The organism is Psychrobacter piechaudii (assembly GCF_900162825.1).
GTDB classification, from domain to species: Bacteria; Pseudomonadota; Gammaproteobacteria; order Pseudomonadales; family Moraxellaceae; genus Psychrobacter; species Psychrobacter piechaudii.
The window spans coordinates 1-8,300 of sequence record NZ_FUGE01000024.1; the positions used below are offsets into that span (position 1 = coordinate 1).

The window sequence follows — 8,300 nt, forward strand, 5'->3', positions numbered from 1 at the left end:
AATTGCTTCTCAGGCTTGTACGCTCGTGTGGCGTATTATGCAAGCATCTGATAAACAGTCACAAGAGTTTGCTTTGTTTTTAGTGCGCCTCTCAGGTCGACAAATGAAACGCAGCAAACCAATAACCGCACCTGCTGTGATGGCAGGATTGTTCCAGTGGCTTAATTTTACCGAATTGGTAAATCATTATCCCCCTGACAAATTACGTGATTTCGCTGATGCCGCTAGTAAATTTGTGTAGATACCTATGCCCTGAAGTGGGTGGTTTTACAGCGATAGGTGATAATAGTTGATATCGCCGTTAGTTCGGCGCGGTAAGTTGTGCGCTCAGTAAGAATCAGGCCAGTGATCTGATAAGGTTAAAGCTATTGAATTGAGGCTATTCAATTTGAGCTAAGCTTGTAAGTTTAGGCTAGACCAAACTGGGAAAGATGGTGCGGATACCACTGACTAAAATCTCAATGGCCACGGCAGCCAACAGCATACCCATAATACGGCTGATAATGTTCAGCCCAGTATCGCCCAATAATTTACTTAAGCGTCCTGCGGCCATTAATGCCAGATAGCAAAATACAGCAATCAATAATCCAGCGATGATAATCGCCAATTTTTGTTGCCAATTGGACACTTGAGCAGAATAAATAATAACCGTAGAAATACCTCCGGGGCCCACCATCATAGGTATGGCTAACGGCACTACTGCTGCTGCTGTACTCCCTATACTCTCCACACTGTCATCAAAATCAACGTTTTCTTGATCGGGTTTCGCGGGGTTACCGTCACCGTTCATCATATTAATGGCAATCAAAAATACCAGCACTCCACCGGCTACTTGGAAAGAGCCTACTGAGATACCCAAGGCCTTTAGCAAGCTTTCACCAGCGACAGTAAAGAAAGTAATGGTGATAAACACAGTCAAGCTACTGATACGCGCAAAACGGCGCCTATCAGTCATGCTATAGCCTCGAGTCGAATCTAAAAACAGGGTTAACGCGCTAAAGGGATTAATTAGCACCATAAACGCTATTATGATTTTTACAATTTCGGTGTCCATAAAGGGCGCCTCAGTTTGTAGAAAAAGGGCAATATTGGCGCGTGCAGGACCGGTATGCGGCTCTCTGCACGCTTCCCAATTTAGTAATGAGAGAGGGGGTAATTATAAGGCAATAACTGCTCTTTGTATCGCACAAGTAGCATATTATTACAAGCTTGGGCCACTCATTTACTTTATTACAAAGATTTGGTCCTAGTCAAAGTAAGCTACAGGCCCTTGAAGTAAGACTTAGGCCGAAAAGTCCATGCCAATATCTAGCGCAGTGGTACTGTGAGTCAAATATCCCATGGCGATGAAATCTACCCCAGTTTCAGCTACGGCTACGACGCGATCTGGAGTAATGCCACCCGAAGCTTCCGTTTTTACTCGGCCACTAGGGTGGTTTTTACATAAAGCCACCGCTTGACGTAAAGTATCAGGACTCATGTTATCTAGTAACACCAGCTCTGCCCCTGCTTCAAGCGCTTGCTGTAGCTGCTCCAAGGTATCGACTTCAATCTCAATCGGAATTAGGTGACCTGCCAGCTGTTTGGCTTGCTCAATGGCCTTAGTAATGTTGCCGGCAATGGCAATATGGTTGTCTTTAATTAAGATAGCATCATCCAGACCCAAACGGTGGTTACGACCGCCGCCACAGCGTACGGCGTATTTTTGCACAGTGCGTAGACCAGGAATGGTCTTACGGGTACAAGTAATCTGCGCCGGATAATCAGCCACTAGGTCTACGACCTTGCGAGTGGCCGTAGCAATACCGCTTAGATGAGTCATGAAGTTAAGAGCAGTACGTTCCGCCGTCAATAGATTACGAGCATTACCGCTAATAGTGGCTAGAGTTTGACCTGCCGTTACCCAAGCTCCGTCATGGGTATGCGCCGTAAATTGGATAGAGGCATCGACTTGAGCAAAGGCCAGTCTCGCTAAGGCTAAACCACACACCGCGCCTTCATCACGAACCGTTAAAGTCAACGTCGCTTGCTTGTCAGCTGGTATTGTCGCTTGCGAGGTTACGTCACCACGGCGACCCAAATCTTCTACTAAGGCATTTTCTACCAAGGGTATCAATAGAACATCATTTAACGGAGGGACATTAAGGGTTGTAGTATGAGAAGTCTGCTGAGGGCTAGGCGTTGAAGTCATAAAGGGTCCTGGATAGTTATTTTTTACGATAAAATAAAAAGCTAAGGCAAAAAACCTCAACCAATAATACTCATAATGAGCATAAATATAACGAAGAAAGACCGCTTTAGCAATAACTAATCTAAGCCTAGTTATCAATTCATGATTTACTGTATAGGATCAACGAGGGTTACTTTTCGGCAGCTTACTGTCCATCAATAAGCTTTGTAGCCCTATATCAAATCGGAATCGATATAACTTGGCAGGTCTTCCTCGGCCGGTTTGACTGCTATTACCCGTCGGCTCGACTAAGTTTTGACTTTCAAGTAGTCGTCTAAAATTTTGTTTGTGTAAAGGCACCCCAGATAGAGCTTCTACACTTTGCTGCAGTTGCAACAAAGTAAATTCTTCAGGCATTAGACCAAAGATTAGCGGACGATATTCAATCTTGGCGCGCAGTCGCGATATGGCAGTAGCAATCACCCTACGATGATCATAGTACATAGGCTCGCCGATGACTTGATGCCAATTTTTTGGGAGTTTACTGGCATTATAGTCTGGTGACTCAGGTAATAAGCCCGCTTCATAGAGCATCTCATAACGTAGTAGAGCATGCTCAGCCACCCATTTTGTAAACATCTCTTTGGCACTGCTACTGTGACCATCACCACTGGCAACGATCTGTTCAAAATCTGAGTCTTGTTCCCAGTCGCCACCCCAGCACAGATAAATACGTTGTAGGCGCTTTAATCTCTCTGACTTACTACTCGCCGCTTCTGCCCATTGCTTTAGCTTTTCAGTGATTTGGTTGCTGCTAGCCTCTGTTTGCAGACGATTCTCCCAAGGGAAATAATCGTACCAATCTCGCCAGCGGGCACTGCTTTTAGTACTAACTGCTCCCGAAGCTGATTCAGGGTCTGACTTTTTATCCTTGTCCCCTTCTACCATGGCTTCAGGTATCGCTGCCTCTTGCACCAAGCCCATATAGCTGACATAGACCAAGGCATGGCCGTCTTTATTGCGTCTATTGGTATCGACAAAGGTATATAGCTGCTCGATATACCCTAAAGGCTGTTTTGTCTGCTCTTCTACCCACTGGCGTACACCCGCTTGCAATGAGCGGTGTAATGGCATAAGCGGTCCATTGGGCAAAAGCTTACCCCCATCCACCGTCAGCACTCGGGCTCGGCCGTGGGTAATCGCAATCAACACGGCAACCACTTCAGTGGTACCGCTACCTTCGCTATGGGCGTGAGAAAAAGACAAACTCATATTTATCATCAATGTTATTAAAACTATGGGGCTTAGTATATCTGTAAATCAGCTTGATTACACGAAGCCTAATTCAAGCTTAAAGGTAAACATAAATTATTTCAAAACAATAAAAACTTGCTAAAATCTATGCTAAGTATATGAAAAATAAGGGTTTTACAAAGCACTTAATATCTCCTATAAATTTTAATTAAAAAACTTCTTGTATTTATGCTCAAAACGAGCATAATTATATTTACTTTATATAAATTTATAATTTATTTTTAAATTAGTACTTTTTTTAAATTAATAACTTTTTGAGTAGCAACATCGTAATAGGGATTTTTATGACCACCTCAGCCAACAGCCCAGTCGAATTAGAAAAGAACACTACCGCAGAGAAAGTAGAGCTTTTTGCTTATGATGCCCCAACTTTAGATCAAAGCAACCAACAGTCTACTGTCAATAGCATCGATATCGAATATGCCAAAGCCAAAATCCCTGCTGAGTTGTCTCGCAGTGAGCGTCAGCAAGTGGTGGAAAACATTAAGCGTCTACTAAAAGAGCACAACGCTGTATTGGTAGCGCACTATTATGTCGACCCTTATATCCAAGACTTAGCCTTAGAAACCGGCGGCTGCGTGGGCGACTCTTTAGAGATGGCCCGTTTTGGTAAAGAACATGAAGCCCAAACCTTAGTGGTGGCTGGAGTCAGATTTATGGGTGAGTCTGCTAAAATTTTAAGTATGGAAAAAACAGTCCTTATGGCCGACCTAGAAGCAGAATGCTCACTAGACTTAGGTTGCCCTATCGAGGAGTTTAGTGCTTTCTGTGATCAGCATCCCGACCGTACTGTGGTGGTCTATGCCAATACCAGTGCCGAGGTCAAAGCCCGTGCTGACTGGGTGGTAACTTCTTCTGTGGGACTTGAAATTGTGACTCATTTACATGAACAAGGCCAAAAAATTATCTGGGGTCCAGACCGTCACTTAGGCAAATACATCCAACAAGAAACCGGCGCTGATATGCTTCTCTGGCAAGGCTCGTGCATCGTGCACAATGAGTTTAAAGCCAAGGAATTAAAGCAATTAAAAGCTGAGCATCCTGATGCTGTGGTGCTGGTTCACCCTGAATCTCCTGACAGTGTGGTGGCCCTTGCTGATGTGGTGGGCTCAACCAGTAAGCTACTTAATGCTACTAAAGAAATGGACGCAAAAACCTTCATCGTCGGCACTGACCTTGGCATCTTACATGAAATGCAAAAACATTCTCCAGACAAGCTATTTTTGGCGGCCCCAACCGCAGGTGAAAGTGCCACTTGTAAAAGCTGTGCCTTTTGTCCTTGGATGGCCATGAACGGGCTTAAGGGCATTGAGCAGTGTCTAGAGACAGGCAGTGGTGAAATCAAATTAAAGCCTGAGTTAGCCGAAGCGGCTCTTAAACCGTTACAGCGTATGCTCGACTTTGCCGCTGAGCAAAAACGTCGCGTTTCAGCCAGTGGTGATCTTATTAAAGACCGTGAACTGTATAAGCATGTCGGTCCTGCTTAGACAGTCGGTTTTGCTTAGATAGTAGCTATAAAACTGTAGTTAACCTTTTTATAAGAGCCTGCTTATGACAACCTCAAAAACTCGCCCCCTTGATAATTCGTCGCTAGAAACTGTCTCTGAACTTCTATCTGAACTATTATTAGAGTCACCCTCTAAACCTTTAGAGGATAACGTTCTGACACAACATTGCGATGTATTAATCATAGGGGCGGGTTTGGCAGGTCTAGCAACCGCACTCTCTCTTCCCATACACTTAAAAGTCACGGTTCTTGCAAAAGACGATTTGTCCGCTTGCTCAAGTTACTATGCGCAAGGCGGTATAGCCGCCGTTATTGATGCTGAAGATAAAGTGTCAGACCACGTGAGCGATACCTTGATAGCAGGCGATGGCTTGTGCGACGCAGACGCCACTACCGAAATCCTCACGCAAGGCAGCAATGCCATCCGTTGGCTATTGGCTCAGCAAGTGCCTTTTACTACCAACGATCACTCGACACTGCTTGCTGATACTAAGAGTAATGCGCCGTCGCTTGCAGACTTACATTTAACTCAAGAAGGCGGGCATGGAAGTCGCCGTGTGGCTCATGCTGATGATGCTACTGGTCGACACGTTATGATCCGTCTGCATCAGCAATCTTCACAAGCTAATAATATTAGCCTACTCCCCTTCCATGAGGCCCTAAGTCTACTCACTGAAGATACTGATGAGAGTGACACAGATCGACGCTGTACTGGTGCTCTGGCCATTAATACCAAAACCAATGACTTAATACGCTTTAATAGTACGGCGGTGGTCCTTGCCAGCGGTGGATTGGGGCAATTATTTAGTCGAGCCACGGCCCCTAATGTCTGCGTCGGTGATGGCATTATGATGGCTTGGGAAGCAGGCTGTCGTTTGGCCAATCTAGAGTTTATCCAATTTCACCCAACAGGCTTGGTCTACAACGATGAAAATGGCAGCAGCAGTTTTCTGATTTCTGAGGCAGTTCGCGGTGAGGGTGGCCATTTATTATGCCCGTTGACCCATCAACGCTTTATGCCAAATTATGATGCGCGTGAAGAGCTAGCCCCTCGTGATATTGTGGCCCGAGCCATCGCCAATGAGATTGCTAATAATGGCTTGGGATATGTCCATTTGGATATCTCTCATAAGCCAGCTGACTTTATCAAACAGCATTTCCCGGATATTTATGCGCACTGTTTAAGCCTAGGCATTGATATCACCCAACAGCCGATCCCTGTTGCCCCTACTGCACACTATACCTGTGGCGGAGTAGTGACCAATGCAATGGGGCAAACGGACCTAGTAGATTTATATGCAGCTGGAGAAGTGGCTCATACTGGGCTGCATGGAGCTAACCGTCTGGCTAGCAACTCACTTTTAGAGTGTGTGGTGGTGGGCCGAAAAATCGCTTCTCAGCTTGCTAAAAAGCTCGACAATGAGAATGACTTAAATAATAACCAACAAAGCCCAGATAAAAATAGCCTCCCTGAGTTAATGCCCAATACACCCTTGCTTGCTCAATTCACTGTGCCTACAGAATTTTTAAATTCATCTACTGAAACTATAGTCTCACCCTTAGTTGACTTTAATTTGACACAGCAATTATCTGAGTTAAAGCAGCTAATGACCGATAACATGGGTATCAAACGCAATGAAACCCGCTTAAAGCAGGCCTTACAACAGGTTGTTAACTTAAAGCAACAGTTACAGTTATTCAAAACGGAAAGCTTAGCAACACAAGATAGGTCCTTAGATATATTTCGCTTCGAGCGGCTATTAACTTTGGCCTCACTGTTATTACAATCGGCCCTGACTCGTACTGAGAGCCGAGGGGGGCATTATCGCGAAGACCATTCCAGTCTCAACCACTCGCCTGCAATCAGTGTCGTTATGCCCCTAAACAATCAAGCGAACACAAAAGCTAATAAGGCGAATAATGATAATATTGCTGAGCTTATATTAAACAAATCAACCTGTTCTAAGTCTTCTAGTTTGGTAGCCAAAGCTTCTTAGCTCCTGTGCTCGTGCTAGTCTCGGGGAGGCGAACCCTCCTTTTTCCTCCCTTATCATGCCCTCACTGTCTATTATTACAGTGAGGCAAATCTTAGTTTTGATACCAAACCACCCTACCCTATCAAGCTATGGTAGAATCGCTATTTCTTCAACATGGCTACTGCTAGGCTTTTATTTTTCAAGATTTAGCAGACGGTAACCATGAATTACTCTCATTAAACTTGCTGTGTGTCCTCTCATGCAAACCCCACAAAACTTAGACAATCTCATCACCCTTGTTTTGGTCCTAACCCCTTTATTTATAGGCTTTGCCTTACCGCTGAATAAAACGTTAATTCATTATTCAGAAAAAATGCTGGGCTATTTGGTCTATATCATCCTCACCTTAATTGGAATTGAGCTGGCTCAAGTAGAGGGGCTGGGCAATCAGATTAACGACATCATCTTATATGTCGGGGTGTTATCAGTACTCACCATCGGTTGTGGTCTAGCAGGATTGATGATTTTTGATCGTCTGGTGCCTTGGCGACCTTTGGTAAAAACAGCGACCACCGAACACAAAGTCAGTATCCGAGGCAGCTTAATCCAAGTATTCTGTGTGATTTTCGGATTTTTGATTGGTGGCGTACTACCGGTAAGCATGATGCCCCCAGAGAACACCATGACTGGGCTACTCATGTTTTTAATTCTACTGGTAGGCATTGGTCTAAACGGCTCAGGTATCACTCTAAAAGAAGTTCTGCTTAGTAAGCGCGGCATGCAGACTAGTGTTATCTTTACTTTATCAGTATTGATGGGTGGGGTGATATTTTGGTTACTGTTTGATGAGGTGACCTTACCACAAAGCTTAGCACTGGCCTCTGGCTTTGGCTGGTATTCGTTATCTGCCATCGTTATGACCGATGCTTATGGCGCAGTTTGGGGCAGTATCGCCTTATTTAATGACTTGGTGCGTGAGTTTTTTGCGTTGTTGTTTATTCCACTATTTATGCGTAAATACCCATCGGCGGCTGTAGGGCTTGGCGGTGCAACCAGTTTGGACTTTACTCTACCGGTTATTCAACAATCAGGCGGTTTAGGTATCGTGCCGTTGGCGATTAGTTTTGGTTTCATCATTAATATTGTGGCACCAGTATTGATGGTGGTTTTTGCTTCTTTTGGCTAAAAATAATTTAATCTTAAATCATTAAAAATAGAATCTCGAGAATTGACCTCCTCCCCTCGCTAAACCGAGGGGATTCCTACAGCTAGACGGTCAAGCCCGACCGCGAGGATGTTCTTAGCAGCATTGATATCTCTATCATGCCATGTG

Annotated in this window: 6 protein-coding genes and 2 pseudogenes; 4 read left to right on the forward strand and 4 right to left on the reverse strand. The window is 44.6% G+C overall.

Annotation, left to right across the window (positions count from 1 at the left end):
* Positions 1-241 (forward strand): annotated as a pseudogene (locus A1019T_RS00360) (transposase); the annotation flags it as partial.
* 171 nt (positions 242-412) lie between these two features.
* On the opposite strand, the gene A1019T_RS00365 reads toward A1019T_RS00360, so the two are convergent.
* The 3 genes from A1019T_RS00365 to A1019T_RS00375 form a co-directional block, all read right to left on the reverse strand.
* A complete protein-coding gene (locus A1019T_RS00365) occupies positions 413-1,054 on the reverse strand; it encodes a MarC family protein (protein WP_077449930.1) in 642 nt (213 codons plus the stop codon).
* A 228-nt stretch (positions 1,055-1,282) separates the two neighbouring features.
* On the reverse strand, positions 1,283-2,191 hold the full coding sequence (nadC, locus tag A1019T_RS00370) for a carboxylating nicotinate-nucleotide diphosphorylase (protein ID WP_077449931.1): 909 nt from the start codon (positions 2,189-2,191) through the stop codon (positions 1,283-1,285).
* Between the two features lie 159 nt (positions 2,192-2,350).
* Positions 2,351-3,442 carry an NUDIX hydrolase gene (locus A1019T_RS00375; RefSeq protein ID WP_077449932.1) on the reverse strand — a complete coding sequence of 364 codons (1,092 nt, stop codon included), beginning with the start codon at positions 3,440-3,442 and terminating at the stop codon, positions 2,351-2,353.
* A gap of 326 nt (positions 3,443-3,768) precedes the next feature.
* Between A1019T_RS00375 and nadA the strand changes: the two genes are divergently transcribed.
* The 3 genes from nadA to A1019T_RS00390 all read left to right on the forward strand — a co-directional run bounded on the left by nadA (position 3,769) and on the right by A1019T_RS00390 (position 8,153).
* Positions 3,769-4,971, forward strand: a complete 1,203-nt coding sequence (gene nadA / locus A1019T_RS00380) for a quinolinate synthase NadA (protein WP_077449933.1) — start codon at positions 3,769-3,771, stop codon at positions 4,969-4,971.
* 64 nt (positions 4,972-5,035) lie between these two features.
* Positions 5,036-6,988, forward strand: a complete 1,953-nt coding sequence (gene nadB / locus A1019T_RS00385) for an L-aspartate oxidase (protein WP_077449934.1) — start codon at positions 5,036-5,038, stop codon at positions 6,986-6,988.
* A gap of 238 nt (positions 6,989-7,226) precedes the next feature.
* Positions 7,227-8,153 carry a LysO family transporter gene (locus A1019T_RS00390; RefSeq protein WP_077449935.1) on the forward strand — a complete coding sequence of 309 codons (927 nt, stop codon included), beginning with the start codon at positions 7,227-7,229 and terminating at the stop codon, positions 8,151-8,153.
* Positions 8,154-8,212: 59 nt separating this feature from the next.
* Here the strand turns inward: A1019T_RS00390 and A1019T_RS13490 are convergent.
* A pseudogene (locus A1019T_RS13490) lies at positions 8,213-8,300 on the reverse strand (RNA-guided endonuclease TnpB family protein); the annotation flags it as partial.